The organism is Kibdelosporangium aridum (assembly GCF_900176515.1).
Taxonomy (GTDB): domain Bacteria; phylum Actinomycetota; class Actinomycetes; order Mycobacteriales; family Pseudonocardiaceae; genus Kibdelosporangium; species Kibdelosporangium aridum.
Window position 1 is genome coordinate 82,193 of record NZ_FWXV01000016.1, and the last position, 15,410, is coordinate 97,602.

Sequence of the window (15,410 nt, forward strand, 5' to 3'; positions counted from 1 at the left end):
GGTATGGCCAACCCACTGACGCGTGCGATTCGCTCGTTGCTCCGGCGCTTGCTGAGGCGACGGGTGCCTGCCGGTGCCGGGCCAGGGCGACCTGGTGAGGCAGGCGGTTCGGCTGGAGTGCGCGAACCGCGCCGACCGAAACCGACCGGCCCGCAGTCCGCTGCGGGCGTGAAACCAGACCCCCAGGAGGGACAGACGATCACACTGAAGGACCCGCGTAGGTGAGTCGCCAATCGGTGAACGTGCAGGCCCATTTGGACTTCACGGTCGAGGTGCAGGATGCCCTCGCCCAAGGTGATCCGGCGGCCAACACCGTCTGGTCGCCGTACTCGGTCGCCAGCGCGCTGGCCTTGGTCACCCGCGGTGCGGCGGGCACGACCAAGGACGAACTGGTGTCGCTGCTGCTCGGGGACAAGTCCGCCGAGATCGAGGACCTGATCCGGTTGCTGGACAAGGCCGAGCGATTGGCCGAGCCGCACGGTGACCAGGAACCACCGGTGCTTGAGGTGGCCAACACACTGTGGGCCGACAAGCGCATCAGGATCAGGCAGGCCTTCGCGTCGGCGCTGGAGAACATGCCGAGCGGCTCGGTCAGATCGGCGCCGTTCCGCGACGACCCAGAGGGCGCGCGCAACCTGATCAACACCGATGTGGCCAAGACGACCAGGAACCTGATCCCGGAGTTGCTGCCAGAAGGGGTGATCAAGAACGACACCATTGCCGCGCTGGTCAACGCGCTGTACCTGAAGGTCGCTTGGCGCAACAAGTTCGAGGAGGCCGCGACTGAATCGCGTCCGTTCAACGCGCCGAGTGGCGTGGTGCAGGTGCCGACCATGTGGGTCAGCGAAAACCTGGGCTACGCAAGGGCTTCCGGCTGGCAAGTGGTCGCGATGCCGGCGATTGGCGGAGTCGAGGCGGTCGTCCTGCTGCCGGACGGCGGTGAGTTGCCCACTGTGGACGCGACGACACTGAAGACGTTGGTGGACAAGCCAAAGCGGCAGAAGGTCAGCCTGCGGATGCCGAAGCTGCGGCTGAAGCTGGGTGCCGAGCTGACCAATGTGCTCAACCAGCTCGGGGTGCGAACCGTCTTCACCGACTCCGCGGATCTGAGCGGGATCAGCGAGGACCCGTTGGCCGTTCAGGCGGTCATCCACGAGTCCGTGCTCAAGATCGACGAGCAAGGGCTCGAGGGCGCGGCCGCGACCGCGGTGATGATGCGGACGCTGTCCTTGGACACGTCCCAACCGGTCGAGGTCACCGTGGACCGTCCGTTCCTGCTGCTGGTGCGGCACAAGGACACCGGTGTCGTGTACTTCTCGGCACGGGTGAACGACCCCTCCAAGACGGGCTGAAGGGCGGGCTCGGCATAGGCTGGCGCGATGTCACCTGTGCGAGTCGAGCGGTCAGGTCCGGTGTGGACAGTCGTGCTGTCGCGGCCGGAGGCACGTAACGCGGTTGACGGGGCGACGGCACGCGCGCTCGCGGACGCGTTCCGCGAGTTTGACGCGGCCGAAGACGCTGCTGTCGCGGTGTTGTGGGGCGAGGGCGGGACATTCTGCGCTGGCGCCGACCTCAAGGCCATCGGGACCGAGCGGAGCAACAGGGTCGAGCGGGACGGCGACGGACCCATGGGGCCGACCCGGATGCGGCTGGGCAAACCGGTGATCGCCGCGGTGGCCGGATACGCCGTGGCAGGCGGCCTCGAGCTGGCCACCTGGTGCGACCTCCGGGTGGCGGCGGAGGACGCGGTCTTCGGCGTGTTCTGCCGACGCTGGGGTGTCCCGCTGATCGATGGCGGCACCGTCCGGCTGCCCAGGCTGATCGGCCATAGCCGGGCCATGGACATGATCCTCACCGGGCGTGCCGTACCGGCACAGGAAGCGCTGGACATCGGCCTGGCGAACCGGGTCGTGCCCGTGGGTGAGGAGCGTGTGGCTGCCGAGGCACTGGCGGCCGAACTGGCGCGGCTGCCGCAGACGTGTATGCGCCAGGACCGGCTGTCGGTGCTTGGCCAGTGGGGCCTGGACGAGGACGCTGCGATCGCCCAGGAACTCGAGCACGGGCTCGTCTCGCTGGCCGACGGTGCACTGGCCGGCGCGGCGCGGTTCGCCGCGGGTGCGGGCAGGCACGGCGCCAAGGCGACCGAACAGGACACCAACGGCAAAGACTGAACCGGCTGTCACACACTTCGGGGCTGTCTCGTCTGGATCTGTGAACCAGGACGAGAGGAGCAAGGCCATGTCTCGGATTGTTGGTGTGGCACCCAAGAAGGCAGGCATTTTCGGCCGGTTGATCTACCGCATGGCGGCCAAGCGGTACGGCGTGCTGATGGAGCCACTGGCCGTCACCAGGCATCACGGCGGGTTGTTCTACACGTACGCCGTGCACGAGCTGCTGGCTGAGCGGGCGAGCAAGGTCGTCCCGAAGCCGGTGCGTGAGCTGGCCGTTTACCGGGCTGCCGTCCGGCTTGGGTGCGAGTGGTGCATCGACTTCGGCACCATGCTCCAGCGTTTGGACGGACTGGACATCGATCGGCTGAAGGAGATCGACAACTACGCCACTTCACCGAAGTTCACGCACGAGGAGCGGCTGGCGATCGCGTACGCCGACGCGTTGACCGCCACGCCAGTGCAGGTGACCGACGAACAAGTCGCCGAACTGGTCGCGGCGTTCGGTGAGAAGGGCGTGATCGAACTCACCTACCAGATCACGCTGGAGAACATGCGGGCCCGGTTCAACAGCGGCCTTGGCATCACCGAACAGGGTTTCTCGTCCGGTGACGCCTGCCGGGTCCCGCTCACACAGTGACCCGGGTGAGCTTCTCGGGGTTCGCGACGTCGTAGAACCCGACCACTTTGCCGTCCCGGATGGCGAACGCGGACACTCTGCGGGTCATCTCCAGGTGTTCCGCGTCGCCGGGCCGGTCCGGCAGCAGTACGCCGAGATCGCCGTTGACCAGTACCGGCTGCCCGACTGCGACACCCTCTGGCAGGTTGTACCGGACCATGAGGCCCAGCAGGAACCGCGCCACCTTTTCGGCGCCGTGAATGACCCGGCGCGCGGTGCGGGCTTTGCCGTCCGCGTCGCCGATCAGCGCCACGTCCGGGTGCAGTAGCTCGACGACGGCCTGCAGGTCACCACTGGCCAGCGCGGCTGTGAAGCGCTCGAGCAGCCCTCGCTGCTCGTCCAGCGAGGCCCTCGGCGGTGGGTTGGCGTCGGCGACCGCTTTGCGACCCCTGGAGGCGTACTGGCGGGCCGTGGCCGCGGAAACGCCGAGGGTTTCGGCGATCTCGTCGAACGGGACGCCGAACGCGTCGTGCAGCACGAAGGCGACTCGCTGTTCGGGAGTCATCTTGTCCAGGACGACCAGTGCCGCCATCCGCACGCCGTCGTCGCGCACGATCGTTTCCAGCGGGTCTTCGCCCGGCGCGCCGCTGAGCGGCGTCACCAGCGGTTCGGGCAGCCAGGAGCCGGTGTAGCGCTCACGCCGGACGGCCGCGGATCGCAGCCGGTCAAGGCAGATCCGGCCGACCACGGTGGTCAGCCACCCCTTGAGGTCCTTGATCTCCGATCGGTCCACAGTGGACAATCGGAGCCAGGCCTCCTGCACCGCGTCCTCCGCGTCGGCGAGCGTGCTCGTGAGCCGGTACGCGACACCCAGCAGGTGCGTCCGGTACTCGGAGAACTCCTCGGCGAGGGTGTCCAGGCTGACCGTCACACTCGCATCGTAGGCGCCAGGCCTAACATGGACCGCGTGGCAGGACGGATCCGGGAGAGCGACATCGCCCTCGTGCGTGAGCGCAACAGGATCGACGACGTAATCGGCGAGTATGTCGCGTTGCGCCAAGTCGGTGGAGGAGCGGCGAAGGGGCTGTGCCCGTTTCACGACGAGAAGACGCCGTCGTTCAATGTGCGCCCGACGCACGGCACGTTCCACTGCTTCGGCTGTGGTGAGGGCGGCGATGTCATCGCCTTCCTGTGCAAGATCGATCACCTGAGCTTCGTCGAGTCCGTCGAGCGGCTCGCCGAACGCGCGGGGATCAAACTGACCTACGAGGGCGGCGGTGCCAGCGTCCAGCGCGACCGCGGCACTCGGACCAGGCTCATCGACGCACATCGTGCGGCCGCCGAGTTCTACGCCGAGCAGCTGCGCAGCCCGGAGGCCAAGCCCGCGCGGGAGTTCCTCGCGCAACGTGGCTTCGACCAGGCCGCGGCGGCGATGTTCGGGTGCGGATACGCCCCCGCCGGTTGGGACACGCTGACGAAGTACCTGCTCAGCCGTGGTTTCGAGCTGGTTGAGCTGGAGAAGGCCGGGTTGTCCAAGGCGGGCAGGCGCGGCCCGATCGACCAGTTCCACCGCAGGCTGTTGTGGCCGATCAAGGACCTCGGCGGCGACGTTGTCGGCTTCGGTGCCCGCCGGATCTACGACGACGATCAGATCCAGGCGAAGTACCTCAACACCCGTGATTCGCCGATCTACCACAAATCGCAGGTGCTGTTCGGCCTTGACCTGGCCAAACGGGAGATCTCCAAGCGCCACCAGGTCGTCGTGGTCGAGGGCTACACAGACGTGATGGCGATGCACCTGTCGGGTGTGCCGACCGCGGTCGCCTCCTGTGGCACGGCGTTCGGCCTGGAGCACATCTCGGTCCTGCGGCGTCTGCTGATGGACGACAAGTTCTTCCGCGGCGAGGTGATCTACACCTTCGACGGCGACGATGCCGGCAAGAAAGCCGCGATGAAGGCGTTCGACGAGGACCAGCGGTTCGCCTCGCAGACATTCATCGCGGTCGCGCCGGACGGCATGGACCCGTGCGAACTGCGTCAGGCCAAGGGCGACACCGCGGTCCGCGACCTGGTCGCCCGGCGGCAGCGTCTGATCGAGTTCTGGCTGCGTGCAGAGCTGGCTGACTACGACCTGGACGCGGCCGAAGGACGGGTGCAGGCGCTACGCCGGACCGTGCCGATGGTCGCCCAGATCAAGGACTTCTCCCTGCGGGACGAGTACGCCCGCCAGCTCGCCGGCTGGATCGGCTGGGACGACATCCAGACCGTCGTGCGCCGGGTCCGGGAAACCGCCAACGGCAAGACCGCCGCTCCCGCCCGCAAAGCCCCGCCCGTCGACCAGAACCAAGGTGCGTTGGCGATCGAGGTGGACGGTCCCAAGCGGCCCAAGCCCGACGATCCCGAATTGCACCTGCAGCGTGAGGCGCTCAAGGCGGCGTTGCAGGTTCCGCACCTGGCCGGGCCGCACTTCGACAGCTTGCCCGCAGAGGCGTTCACCGACCCCGCGTATGCCGAGTTGCACAAGGCGTTGCATGCGGCGGGCGGGGCCTCGTGCGGGCTTGCCGGGCCGACGTTGTTCGACGCGGTCAGCAAGAACTGCCAGCACCAGGTGGTCCAGTCGCTGGTCAGCGAGCTGTCCGTGGAGGCGATGCGGCACCACGAGCCGGACATGCGGTACGTGGACAGCCTGATCGCGGCGTTGAACAAGAGCCTGGTGGCTCGGCAGATCGCGGACATCAAGTCCCGGTTGCAGCGGCTGAGCCCGTTGGAGAACGCCGACGAGTACCGCCAGCTGTTCGGCGACCTCGTGGCCATGGAGCAGTACCACAAGGCGTTGGGGGAGCAGGCCGCCGGGAGTTTGCCGTGAAGTTGCGGCGGTTCGTCGACCGGTTGACCGGCCGTCAGGTCCCTGAGGACTTCGAGGGCAAGCTCGACGACGGCGAGTATGTGCTCGGCTTGGCGGAAGTGAAGTCGGGCGGGCACATGGTGGCCACTTCCCGGGGCCTGTGGCTGCCCGGCTCGCGCCGGGTCGGCTGGCACATGATCAGCAAGGCGACGTGGGGTGGTGGCGCGCTGGTGCTGATCGAGGCGATCGAGGACTCCCGCGCCGGGAACGCGATCATCTTGCGGGACCAGCCGCCCGTGCGGTTCGTGTTCGTGCAGAGCGGCAAACTGCCGGACGTCATCCACGCGCGCGTGACGAAGTCCATCGCGTCACGTCACCGGCAGGAACTGCCTGGTGGAGGCGCCTGGTTCGTGCAGCGGCGGGTGCCCGGCCAGGACGGCGTTGTGCTGCAGGTACGCCCGGACAAGGGCACCGACGAAGCTGCTGTGCAGCGGGTGGCCGAGGAGGTCGCCGCGAAACTGGGCTTGATGAAACCGAACCTCTAGCAATAAAGTACGTACGTACGGTTTGCTGGAGGTGGCCCATGTGGGACCCGGACAAGTACCTGACCTTCGCCGATCACCGCGCGCGACCGTTCTACGAACTGATCGCGCGCATCCAAGCCGAATCACCCCGTCGAGTGGTCGACCTGGGCTGCGGGCCCGGCAATCTGACCGCTGTCCTCGCCGACCGCTGGCCGGCCGCGGCCATCGAGGCGTTCGACTCGTCACCCGAGATGGTGGAGGCGGCACGGGTGCGCGGAATTGACGCCCATGTGGGGGACGTCGCCACATGGAAGCCGCAGCCGGACACCGACGTCGTGGTCACCAATGCGGTGCTGCAGTGGGTGCCTGGACACCCGGACATACTCCGCCGTTGGGCCAAGGAACTGCCCTCGGGCGCGTGGATTGCCATGCAGGTGCCCGGCAACTTCGACGGACCCTCACATACCCTCGTCCGCGAGTTGGTCGCAGAGAAGTGGCGTTCACGACTGGGTGGCGTGGACATCCGTCCAGCGGACGCCGTGCTCACCCCAACCGGGTACGCGGACCTCTTCGACGGCTGCGAGGTCGATACGTGGGAGACCACGTACACGCAGGTGCTGGCAGGCGACGACCCAGTGCTGGAATGGATCAGCGGAACCGCGCTGCGTCCAATCAAAGCCGCCCTGTCCGACGAGGAATGGGCCCAGTTCCGCGCCGACCTCGCACCGGCCCTGCGCGAGGTCTACCCGCGCCGGCCCGACGGCCGCACGTGGTTTCCGTTCCGCAGGGTGTTCGCCGTCGTCCAGGTCAGCTGACCGGCTGCTTGCTGGTGACCGGCTGCTTGTTGTTGCGGCCCAGCTTCTCGCCGACCTTCTGGCGCGCCACACCGGCTGCACTCTGCACGGCCGGGTGCTCAAGCAGGCTGTGGTACGCCCGCATGATCTGGTCGTACCGCTCCCGTCCGGCCTTCGCGCCCAGCACGTAGCCAACAGCAACTCCAGCCAGGAACACCTTCATTGTCACTGCCTCCTGTGTGTCGACTCCGTGCGCCTATCTTCCCGCAACAGGCACCCCCCTGCCGTTCTGCCCCGGGTCCATGCGCTAGAGTTACCCACTGTCAGGCCAGGGCAACCCAAGGCCTGGCGGGAGCAGTCCTCCATAGCTCAATTGGCAGAGCATTCGACTGTTAATCGAAGGGTTGCTGGTTCGAGTCCAGCTGGAGGAGCAAAACCCCAGGTCAGCGCACCTGGGGTTCTTTGTATCCGAGGGCCGGTAGCTCAGTTGGTCAGAGCAGGGGACTCATAATCCCTTGGCCGTGGGTTCGAGCCCCACCCGGCCCACGTCCTCAGGGAACGTCTGTCCACGGAGAGCGTGGACCACGTCGTCCGTCATCATTTTGCGGGGCCGAGCCCCGCAGACCCCACGGTGCGCGTCCGCCACCTTGGCGACTCGGTCATGGTGATCTCGGGCCGGCCCAGCATTGTCTTGGGCGAGCACGGTTTCGTGCGTGTGGGCTCAGGTTCGGCGGCGGCGGGTCAGTTGCTTTGCGTCGTATGCCGCGCGGGCTTGCTCGACTTTTGCGAGGTTGACGGACCAGTCGGTCAGTGCCACGAACAGTGATGCCAGGCTGCGTCCTAGTTCGCTGATCTCGTATTCCACTCGAGGTGGGACCTCGGGGTGATAGGTGCGTATGACGAGTCCGTCGCGTTCCAGTTGTCGTAGCCGTTGGGTCAGGACCTTGGGTGTGATCGTGGTGATGCGGCGTTCTAGTTCCACGAAGCGTTGGCGGCCGTATTCGTTGAGCGTCCACAGGATGGGGGTGGTCCAGCGGCTGAAGACGATGTCGACCACCGGCGCGATCGGGCATGCCTGTTCCGGTGGGACTTCGGTTATGGCCTCGGTCACTTCGCCCACACTTTCCTCTAGGTACCTACTATCACTTCGACAGTAGCGTCGTGGAATCCGTAGAGGGAACCCGCGACAGGAGAACGAACATGATTGTGGTGACCGGGGCGACTGGAAACGTTGGGCAGCCGTTGGTGCGAGCGCTTGTTGACGCAGGCGAGGATGTGACGGCGGTTTCCCGACGAGGCGCTGCGGAGGTGGGGGCGCGAATTCACCGGGCCGATCTGGTCGAACCGGAGACGCTCAAGCCTGCTCTCGACGGGGCTGAGGCGTTGTTCCTGCTGACCTCCTCCGACTTCATGGCGAAGGGCAACATCCATGACCTGATGGCGGTCGTGCGGGACGCTGACGTCCAAAGGGTTGTGTTGCTGTCGTCCCAAGGTGTTGGTACGCAACGACACCCGTCGGATCTGGAGGACGCCGTCAAGCAGTCGGGTCTGCAGTGGACGATGCTGCGGCCGGGCAACTTCAACTCCAACACGTTCCAGTGGGCCGACATGGTTCGCACACAACGAGTGGTCGAGGCTCCGTTCGCTGACGTCGCGCTGCCGGCCGTGGATCCGGTTGACATCGGTGAGGTGGCCGCGCGTGTGCTGCGCGAGCCGGGCCATGAGGGCGGCATCTACACGCTGACTGGGCCGGAGGCGATCTCACCGCGGCAGCAGGCTGCGGCGATCGGGGACGTAGTGGGTGAGCCGGTGCGTTTTGTTGAGCAGAGTCGGATGGACGCGCGGGCTCGGATGCTGCAATACATGCCTGAGCCGGTCGTGGAGATCACCCTCGGCATCCTTGGCGCACCGTCCGCCGCCGAGCAGCGTGTCAGTCCTGATGTTGAGCGGCTTCTCGGTCGTCCGCCTCGTACTTACGCCGACTGGGCTGCGCGCAACGTCGTGGCGTTCAAGTGAGCCCTACGGTAGGACGGGGCCGCCTGCCCATGTGGAGAAGATCAGGTGGGTTTCGACTCGGCCGACTTCGCGTCGCGAGGTGTACTCGTCCAGCACCAGGCGTTGCAGGTCTCCGGTGCTGTGACACGCGACGTGCACCATGAAGTCGCTGCCGCCGGTCACGTGGTGCAGGGCCACTGTCTCGGGCAACGACTGCACGTGTTTCACGAAGGGGTCGATCAGCGGCCGCGCGTGGGGTTGTAGCTGAACCGCCAGCATCGCCTGCACGCTTCGGCCTACGGCTTCTGGGGACACCGTCGCGGTGTAGCCGGTGATCACGCCGAGGCGTTTCAATCGGGCCACTCGGTCGAGGCAGGTTGACGGCGCCACGCCTACTTGGGCCGCGAGGTCCTTGTTGGCGATGCGGCCGTCGGCCTGCAGGATCCGCAGGATCGCGACGTCGACCGAGTCGAGGGTGCCGGGGTCGGGCATGCGTCGAACTGTATCCGGTTCACAGTCGATAATCAGACTGGGAACCGAATCGCGGGGAACAATCTGGGCCTTCCGCCGAACTCGGTACGGCGCGTTAGCCAGTGGCCCGGATTACGGCGCATGCTCGGCGCATGGCTCTCGACACCCGTGCGATTCACGCCGGTCGCGATGACCTCGTCGACCTGGGCGTTCATGCCATTCCCCTCGACCTTTCGACGACCTACCCGGCGCGGGACAGCAGCGCCGAGGCGGCGCGACTCGATGTCCTTGCCACCGGCGAAATGGACGGTGGCCTGCCGATCTACGGCCGCGTCAGCAACCCGACGGTCGCGCGGTTCGAGACCGCGTTGGCCGAACTGGAGGGTTGCGAGGCGGGCGTGGCGTTCGCCAGCGGTATGGCGGCGCTGTCCGCCTGTTTGCTCGCCGCGGTTGTTCAAGGTAAGCCGCATGTTGTTGCTGTGCGGCCGTTGTACGGCACGACGGATCACCTCGTGGCGTCCGGGTTGCTGGGCACGTTCGTCACCTGGGCCAGCCCTGACACGGTCGCGCAGTCCATCCGGCCGGACACTGGACTGGTCATTGTGGAGTCACCGGCCAACCCGACATTGACCGAAGTGGACATCGCACGGCTCGCGGAGGCTGCGGGCGACGTGCCTTTGTTGGTGGACAACACGTTTGCCACGCCGGTGCTGCAGCGGCCTGCGGAACACGGGGCCAAGATCGTGCTGCACAGTGCGACGAAGTTCCTGGGCGGCCACGGCGATGTGATGGGCGGGATCATCGCGTGCGACGAGGAGTACGCGCGTGTGCTGCGGCAGCTGAGGTTCGTCACCGGCGGGATTCTTCACCCGATGGCGGGATATTTGTTGCTGCGCGGCCTTTCCACGCTTCCGGTCCGTATCCGTGCGGCGTCCGCCAATGCCGCTGAGCTCGCTCAACGGCTCAAAGATCACCCGAAGGTGGAACGCGTTCACTACCCCAAGCTTGGCGGAGCGTTGGTGTCGATCGAGGTGGCCGGCGACCCGCTCGCCGTCATCTCCGCGGTCCGGGTCTTCACGCCCGCGGTCAGCCTCGGCAGCGTCGACAGCCTGATCCAGCACCCCGGTTCGCTGACGCACCGGATCATGGAGCCCGACGACCGCAAGGACGCGGGCATCAGCGAACAACTGCTGCGGCTGTCGGTCGGGCTGGAAGACGTCGAGGACCTCTGGCAGGACATCGACCAAGCCCTGCAGAAGGCCTAGAAGAGCCTGCGCGCCCCGAAGCCTTCTCCCAGGACTCCCGCGTCGGGGCGACGCCCTCGGGCAACAGCGCGAGGACGTCGCCCATCACCGACAACGGCATGCCGAGCGTCTGCGAGGCAGGGATGAACGCCACTTGCCGCAAGGTTCCCCGATGGTGAGCTCAGCGGACAGGACGGCCATGACCCAACGCTATTTGTTGGGCGACACCATGATCGGTGATCCCTGCGGCACCGGCAGCACCTGCACCTTGCCGGACTTGATCGCCTCGTTGACCGCCTGCTGTTGCTGGTAGGCCTGGTAGCCGGGGATCCCGCCGGGGAAGTTCGCGGCCGCCTGCTTGTCCACGTCCGCTGCCTGGCTGCGCAGCTCCGCCGCCTGCTTGTCGGTCAGGCCCTGCACCAGGCCCGGCTGAATACCCGGCTTCTGCAGCAGCACCGAGTTGATGGTGATCAAATCGACGCCTTGGGTGAGGCTCTTGAGCACCTCGGGCAGCTGGTTGAGCACGTCCCGTTCCCACTGCGCCTTCGACGGAGCGTCGGTGTACAGCTTTTGCCACGGGTATTTCAGCGCCTCGTTGTCCGTCGCCCGGTCCAGCGCCGCGCCGACGTAGTTGCGCAACAACGAATTCCAGCCGGGCTGCATCTGCTCGCCACCGTCGTCCGGCGCCGCGTCGTACTTGTACGCGATGAGTTCGTGGAACATCTGGATCTTCCCGCCCGGCCACACCTTGCCGGTCGGGTCGGTGAACTGGGAGCAGTCGGTGTTCAGGGTGAACTTCACCGTCCCGGTCACCTTGATCTCCTGCGAGTCCTGTGTCGTCGACGTCAGCGGTGCCGAGTCGATGCCGTCGCCGTCGCCGAAGGTGAAGTCCCGCTGCCCTTTGGGGTAGTAATAGTGGTCGTCGTTGACGTCACTGACATCCCGGTCGGTCTCGCACTCGACGAATTTCCGCGAGTCGAACGGGCCCGCGCCGTATTGCAGGGAGACCTCGCTCGAGGTCGGATTCGCGATGGAACAGGCGGACAGTACGAGGGCGAGCGCGGGTAAGGCGACGAGTCGGCGAGTCATGGTTTCCCCTCAGCTGGAATGGTCGAGCGCAGATTGTGCCACGTCCCGGACGGGACCGATCCCGAATCGACGGCGGAACATTCCGGTACGAAAAACCGCTTCCCTTTCGTGACACCATTGCGGAATGCGTGACCTGCTGCGGTGGCAGTTCGACCTGACCTGGTCCCTGCTGGAACTGCACCTCGCCGAGCTGACAGCCGAGGATTTCCGATGGGAGCCGTCGGCGCACACCTGGGCGGTCCGTGACGGCGTGCCGGACTGGGCCGACACCGAGCCGGATCCGATTCCGGTGCCCACGATCGCCTGGGTCACTTGGCACATCGGATGGTGGTGGTCGGTCACGCTGGACCACGCGAGCGGCCGCACACCACGTGAGCGCACCGAGATCGGCTGGCCCGGCGACGGCGAACCGGCCGTCAAATGGTTGCGGGACTTGCGTGCCGAGTGGATCGAGGTGCTCGCCGACATCGATCTGGCCGCGCCCGCGCCATTTCCGTGGCAGGACGATCCGACGATGACGATCGCCCACATGGCAGGCTGGGTGAATTCCGAGCTGATGAAGAACGTCGCGGAGATCGGCCAGCTGCGGCTGCTGCGAGCCACGTCGGCATGAGGACCCACTGGCGTGAAACCCAGTGGCGAAGCGGGCCTTCGCCACTGGGCAAGTCAGCTGGGCAAAAGTCAGCTGGGCAAGCCGCTGGATCAGCGCAGCAGACGGGCGAACTTGCGTACCTCGTCGGTGAAGATCTCCGGCTGTTCGAAGGCAGCGAAGTGGCCGCCGCGAGCGACACGGTTGAAATAGATCAGGTTGTCCTTGTACACACGCTCAGCCCAAATCCGGGGCAGCGGCAGGATTTCCCGGGGGAACACGGTGAAGCCGATGGGTACGTGGAACTCGTCGGGTGTCGGGGTGCTGCGGCCGAACTCCCAGTAGAACCGGGCTGACGACGCGCCAGTCGCGGGCAGCCAGTACAGCATGATGTCGTCGAGCATCTGGTCGTAGCCCAGGACACTCTCGGGGTTGAAGTCGCTGTCGGTCCATTCGCTGAACTTCTCGTAGATCCACGCGGCCTGCCCGGTTGGCGAGTCGGACAGGCTGTAGCCCACCTGCTGTGGCCGGGTCGCGTGCTCGGTGAAGTATCCGGAGCCGTCGGTCTGGAACTTCTCCAGCTTTGCCAGCGCTTCCAGCTCTTCGGGCGTCGGCGGGTCGCTGACCGGCGGGTTGAACGTCGCGAAGAAGTTCAGGTGGATCCCGGCAAGCCCGGCCGGTTTGATCTTCGCCAGCTCCGCGGTGACCGCACCGCCCCAGTCCCCGCCCTGCGCCAGCCAACGGGTGTAGCCGAGGCGCTTCATCAACACCGCCCACGCGTTCGCCGTACGCGTCACGTTCCAGCCCGTCGAACTTGGTTTGTCGGAGAACCCGTAGCCCGGCAGCGACGGCACCACGACATGGAAGGCGTCCTCGGCCTTGCCGCCGAACGCGGTCGGGTCAGTGAGGGGGCCGATGACGTTCAGGAACTCCACCACCGATCCCGGCCAGCCGTGCGACAGCAGGATCGGGATCGCGTCGCGGTGCTTGGAGCGGACGTGCAGGAAGTGGATTCCCAGGCCGTCGATGCGGGTGCGGAACTGGCCGAAACCGTTCAGCCGGGCTTCCACTCGCCGCCAGTCGTAGCGGGTCAGCCAGTACGCGACCAGTTTGCGGACTTTCTCCAGCTGGGCACCTTGCGTGACGTCGTCGACCGTCTCGCGCTCGGGCCAACGCGTGGCGGCGAGCCGTCGCTTCAGGTCGATCAGCACGGAATCGGGGACGCGCAGCCGGAACGGCGTCACCGCGTCCGTCGCGGGTGGTAAGGAGAACGTGGTTTCCTCTGCGTACGCGGGCATCCCCAGCAGACCGAGCGGCGCCGCCGCGCCCGCTCCCAGCAGTCCTCGCCGCGACAAGCGACTCATGGTTTGCTCCTCCCAGTCGGTCTTACCGCAGCCCACTCTGGCACCGATTGCGGTCACCCTGTGGCCTGTTTCGCGGAGGACTAACGTGGGCGTCGTGCGTGTAGCGACGTGGAACGTGAACTCGGTCAAGCAGCGTGTCCCTCGGCTGTTGCCGTGGCTGGACCAACGCCAGCCCGATGTCGTGTGCTTGCAGGAGACGAAGCTCGCCGACGAGGCATTCCTCGCTCTGCTGGGTAAAGATCTCGGTGAGCGTGGTTACGAGGTCGCGTTGAACGGCGAGGTGCAATGGAACGGCGTCGCGATCCTGTCCAAGGTCGGCCTTGAGGACGTGACGGTCGGTTTGCCCGGTGCGCCTGGTTTCCCGCATGCCGAGGCGCGTGCGGTGTCGGCGACATGTGACGGCGTGCGCGTGCATTCGGTGTACGTGCCCAACGGGCGGACGCCTGATTCGGACCACTACCAGTACAAGCTCGCGTGGCTGGCGGCGTTGCGTGACGCCGTTAAGGCGGGTCCTGAGGCGGTTGTGGTGTGCGGCGACATGAACATCGCCCCGACGGACGCCGACGTGTTCGATCCCGATGCCTACATCGGCCAGACGCACGTGACGCCTCCAGAGCGGGCCGCGTTGGCTGAGCTGCAGGCGTTGGGGTTGCACGACGTCATGCGTGACCGGTGGCCGGACAAACGTGTGTTCACCTACTGGGACTACCGGGCCGGCATGTTCCACCAGGACTTGGGCATGCGGATCGACTTGATCCTCGCCAGCGGCCCCGTCGCCAAGCGGGTGCAGGCGTCTTGGGTGGACCGGCATGCGCGCAAGGGCACCGGGCCGAGCGATCACGCGCCCGTGATCGTCGACCTGGACACCGCGCCTGACGGGGATATCGGACCGGTTGTGCCACCGCCGTCCGCACCCGCAGCCAAGCGCGGTGCCAAGAAGCTGCCCCAGGCTAAATAGCGAGCAACGCGCGTTGCGGCAATCGGGAACCGAAGGGCCGCAACGCGATCCGCAGCAACACGAGCGCGTTGTCGTCACCGGCGACGCGGTTCGCGCTGAGCTCGTCACACGCCAGACAGCTGTGGATGATCATCCATTCGCCATCCGGCCGGACCGACAGGCTCAGCGGGACCATCCGCCCGCGACAGCTCGCCCGTCGGTCGCCCGGGATCCGGCCGTCGACGTGCAGGCTGGTCAGGCAGTTCGGGCAATGGTTGCGGTGAGCCGTTCCCGGTGCGTGGAAGGGCACGTCGAGACGGCAGCCGGCGCAACGGAACGCGTCGCCTGGGTTGTCTCGCCGCTTGTCCTTCTCACGCTGCGGCCGACTACGTGCGGGATTCCTCCTGGGCATCACAGATCACCGAACGCTTCCAGCGGGAACGGCGGCTGAGCCAGCGGCCGGACCGCCATCCGCACCAGGATGAGCTGGTTGTCGTCCGTACTGATCGGGTTCGACGTCAGCTCGTCACACCGCGTGCACCGATGGATGATCATCCAGTCGCCGTTGCGCAGCACGGCGATCGAGATCGGGATCATCCTCGACTGGCACTCGGCGTCCACGGTGTGCTGGGAGTGCAGGCAGCTGGGGCAGTGGTTGCGCAGCCGCCCTTCCGGGGCCTGTTTGGACACGGTCAGTCCACATCGGATACAGGTGAACGTGTCCGTGCTGAGGTATGGGTTCTTGACAGACAACTGTGGCTCCTAGCCGGG

Annotated in this window: 18 protein-coding genes and 2 tRNA genes; 12 read left to right on the forward strand and 8 right to left on the reverse strand. The window is 66.5% G+C overall.

The window, feature by feature from the left end; translation table 11 throughout:
* Positions 1 to 221 precede the first annotated feature (221 nt).
* From B9C43_RS50460 to B9C43_RS50470, 3 genes are all read left to right on the forward strand, one after another.
* Positions 222 to 1,352: a serpin family protein gene (locus B9C43_RS50460; protein ID WP_235039308.1), complete on the forward strand. Its 1,131-nt coding sequence runs from the start codon at positions 222 to 224 to the stop codon at positions 1,350 to 1,352.
* 27 nt (positions 1,353 to 1,379) lie between these two features.
* On the forward strand, positions 1,380 to 2,171 hold the full coding sequence (locus tag B9C43_RS50465; protein WP_143447178.1) for a crotonase/enoyl-CoA hydratase family protein: 792 nt from the start codon (positions 1,380 to 1,382) through the stop codon (positions 2,169 to 2,171).
* A gap of 67 nt (positions 2,172 to 2,238) precedes the next feature.
* Positions 2,239 to 2,808, forward strand: coding sequence for a carboxymuconolactone decarboxylase family protein (locus B9C43_RS50470; protein ID WP_033391800.1), 570 nt, complete (start codon positions 2,239 to 2,241; stop codon positions 2,806 to 2,808).
* On the opposite strand, the gene B9C43_RS50475 is transcribed toward B9C43_RS50470, so the two are convergent.
* Positions 2,798 to 3,718, reverse strand: coding sequence for a sigma-70 family RNA polymerase sigma factor (locus tag B9C43_RS50475; protein WP_033391798.1), 921 nt, complete (start codon positions 3,716 to 3,718; stop codon positions 2,798 to 2,800). The two genes, B9C43_RS50470 and B9C43_RS50475, sit on opposite strands and share 11 nt — an antisense overlap.
* 36 nt (positions 3,719 to 3,754) lie before the next feature.
* On the opposite strand from B9C43_RS50475, the gene dnaG reads away from it, so the two are divergent.
* Genes dnaG through B9C43_RS50490 form a run of 3 tightly spaced genes read left to right on the forward strand, consistent with a single transcriptional unit; the run spans position 3,755 to position 6,971 of the window.
* The gene (gene dnaG / locus B9C43_RS50480) at positions 3,755 to 5,653 is read left to right on the forward strand and encodes a DNA primase (protein ID WP_084434451.1); all 1,899 of its coding nucleotides are present in this window, start codon (positions 3,755 to 3,757) and stop codon (positions 5,651 to 5,653) included.
* The gene (locus B9C43_RS50485; RefSeq protein ID WP_327225285.1) at positions 5,650 to 6,177 is read left to right on the forward strand and encodes a hypothetical protein; all 528 of its coding nucleotides are present in this window, start codon (positions 5,650 to 5,652) and stop codon (positions 6,175 to 6,177) included. The genes dnaG and B9C43_RS50485 overlap by 4 nt, the downstream gene beginning before the upstream one ends.
* Before the next feature lie 38 nt (positions 6,178 to 6,215).
* Positions 6,216 to 6,971 (forward strand): trans-aconitate 2-methyltransferase, encoded by a 756-nt coding sequence (locus tag B9C43_RS50490; protein WP_084434409.1) that lies wholly within the window; start codon positions 6,216 to 6,218, stop codon positions 6,969 to 6,971.
* Here B9C43_RS50490 and B9C43_RS50495 read toward each other — a convergent pair.
* Positions 6,964 to 7,173 carry a hypothetical protein gene (locus B9C43_RS50495; protein WP_033391795.1) on the reverse strand — a complete coding sequence of 70 codons (210 nt, stop codon included), beginning with the start codon at positions 7,171 to 7,173 and terminating at the stop codon, positions 6,964 to 6,966. The two genes, B9C43_RS50490 and B9C43_RS50495, sit on opposite strands and share 8 nt — an antisense overlap.
* Before the next feature lie 135 nt (positions 7,174 to 7,308).
* On the opposite strand from B9C43_RS50495, the gene B9C43_RS50500 reads away from it, so the two are divergent.
* Positions 7,309 to 7,381 (forward strand) — tRNA-Asn (locus B9C43_RS50500).
* A 41-nt stretch (positions 7,382 to 7,422) separates the two neighbouring features.
* Positions 7,423 to 7,496, forward strand: a tRNA-Ile gene (locus B9C43_RS50505).
* A 175-nt stretch (positions 7,497 to 7,671) separates the two neighbouring features.
* Here B9C43_RS50505 and B9C43_RS50510 read toward each other — a convergent pair.
* Positions 7,672 to 8,061 (reverse strand): winged helix-turn-helix transcriptional regulator, encoded by a 390-nt coding sequence (locus tag B9C43_RS50510; protein WP_235039309.1) that lies wholly within the window; start codon positions 8,059 to 8,061, stop codon positions 7,672 to 7,674.
* 89 nt (positions 8,062 to 8,150) lie between these two features.
* On the opposite strand from B9C43_RS50510, the gene B9C43_RS50515 reads away from it, so the two are divergent.
* A complete protein-coding gene (locus tag B9C43_RS50515) occupies positions 8,151 to 8,966 on the forward strand; it encodes an NmrA family NAD(P)-binding protein (RefSeq protein ID WP_084434410.1) in 816 nt (271 codons plus the stop codon).
* Positions 8,967 to 8,969: 3 nt separating this feature from the next.
* Here B9C43_RS50515 and B9C43_RS50520 read toward each other — a convergent pair whose 3' ends face one another.
* Positions 8,970 to 9,437 (reverse strand): Lrp/AsnC family transcriptional regulator, encoded by a 468-nt coding sequence (locus B9C43_RS50520; protein ID WP_033391790.1) that lies wholly within the window; start codon positions 9,435 to 9,437, stop codon positions 8,970 to 8,972.
* A 131-nt stretch (positions 9,438 to 9,568) separates the two neighbouring features.
* Here B9C43_RS50520 and B9C43_RS50525 point away from each other — a divergent pair, with 131 nt between their 5' ends.
* Positions 9,569 to 10,681, forward strand: a complete 1,113-nt coding sequence (locus tag B9C43_RS50525) for a trans-sulfuration enzyme family protein (RefSeq protein WP_084434411.1) — start codon at positions 9,569 to 9,571, stop codon at positions 10,679 to 10,681.
* A gap of 189 nt (positions 10,682 to 10,870) precedes the next feature.
* On the opposite strand, the gene B9C43_RS50530 is transcribed toward B9C43_RS50525, so the two are convergent.
* On the reverse strand, positions 10,871 to 11,749 hold the full coding sequence (locus B9C43_RS50530; protein ID WP_033391788.1) for a hypothetical protein: 879 nt from the start codon (positions 11,747 to 11,749) through the stop codon (positions 10,871 to 10,873).
* Positions 11,750 to 11,873: 124 nt separating this feature from the next.
* Here B9C43_RS50530 and B9C43_RS50535 point away from each other — a divergent pair, with 124 nt between their 5' ends.
* Entirely contained in the window at positions 11,874 to 12,362 is a 489-nt protein-coding gene (locus B9C43_RS50535) for a DinB family protein (RefSeq protein WP_084434412.1), read from the forward strand.
* A gap of 89 nt (positions 12,363 to 12,451) precedes the next feature.
* On the opposite strand, the gene B9C43_RS50540 is transcribed toward B9C43_RS50535, so the two are convergent.
* Complete coding sequence (locus tag B9C43_RS50540; protein WP_084434413.1) at positions 12,452 to 13,702, reverse strand: epoxide hydrolase family protein; 1,251 nt, start codon at positions 13,700 to 13,702, stop codon at positions 12,452 to 12,454.
* A gap of 85 nt (positions 13,703 to 13,787) precedes the next feature.
* Between B9C43_RS50540 and B9C43_RS50545 the strand changes: the two genes are divergently transcribed.
* Positions 13,788 to 14,660, forward strand: coding sequence for an exodeoxyribonuclease III (locus tag B9C43_RS50545; protein ID WP_235039310.1), 873 nt, complete (start codon positions 13,788 to 13,790; stop codon positions 14,658 to 14,660).
* Here the strand turns inward: B9C43_RS50545 and B9C43_RS50550 are convergent.
* Both B9C43_RS50550 and B9C43_RS50555 read right to left on the reverse strand, forming a co-directional pair.
* A complete protein-coding gene (locus tag B9C43_RS50550) occupies positions 14,653 to 15,051 on the reverse strand; it encodes an RNHCP domain-containing protein (protein WP_033391786.1) in 399 nt (132 codons plus the stop codon). The genes B9C43_RS50545 and B9C43_RS50550 overlap by 8 nt on opposite strands.
* The gene (locus B9C43_RS50555) at positions 15,051 to 15,392 is read right to left on the reverse strand and encodes an RNHCP domain-containing protein (protein WP_084434415.1); all 342 of its coding nucleotides are present in this window, start codon (positions 15,390 to 15,392) and stop codon (positions 15,051 to 15,053) included. The genes B9C43_RS50550 and B9C43_RS50555 overlap by 1 nt, the downstream gene beginning before the upstream one ends.
* Positions 15,393 to 15,410 lie beyond the last annotated feature (18 nt).